The following is a 573-nucleotide window of genomic DNA, read 5'->3' on the forward strand; positions in this document are numbered from 1 at the left end:
TAAACCTCCATAGTCCAGTTAGTCCTTGGTACTCAGATGTTAAACTCTCCGTCATCATGATATGCTTGTCGGGGGTTAGCCTATTTGAGTAGGTTGGGTGGAGGTACGGAACCCAACACCACCATCTTTAACCCCTAATTGTTGGGTTTCACGGAGTTTCACCCAACCTACGAAGTTGAGTCTAGCCACTTCTCAGGAGCTTTCATGCTGGTTTGAGTTTTGGTTGCGGTTCTGGAGAGTTAATAATCTCAACTGTAACCTTAATTACCGTAGAACCTATAACGACAGGCACAACCACAGGCAACAAAGCTTCTGCCACCGCTCCGGCTGCAATTCCGGCAACCACAGGCAACGAGGCTTCTGCCACTCCTACTGCAATTCCAGCAACCACAGGCAACGAGGCTTCTGTCGCTCCTACTGCAATTCCCGCAACCACAGGCAACGATTCTACCGCTGCGCCTGCAATTCCGGCAACCACAGGCAACGAGGCTTCTGCCGCTCCTACTGCAATTCCCGCAACCACAGGCAACGATTCTACCGCTGCGCCTGCAATTCCGGCAACCACAGGCAACG

At 51.8% G+C, this 573-nt stretch carries 1 protein-coding gene; it reads right to left on the minus strand.

Annotated features, from left to right (window positions below):
* Positions 1–202: 202 nt before the first annotated feature.
* The coding region (locus tag ACTIE0_RS24925; protein WP_439517083.1) for a hypothetical protein at positions 203–573 on the minus strand (371 nt) is incomplete at its 5' end.

The organism is Limnospira sp. (assembly GCF_051859755.1).
Classification (GTDB): domain Bacteria; phylum Cyanobacteriota; class Cyanobacteriia; order Cyanobacteriales; family Microcoleaceae; genus Limnospira; species Limnospira fusiformis.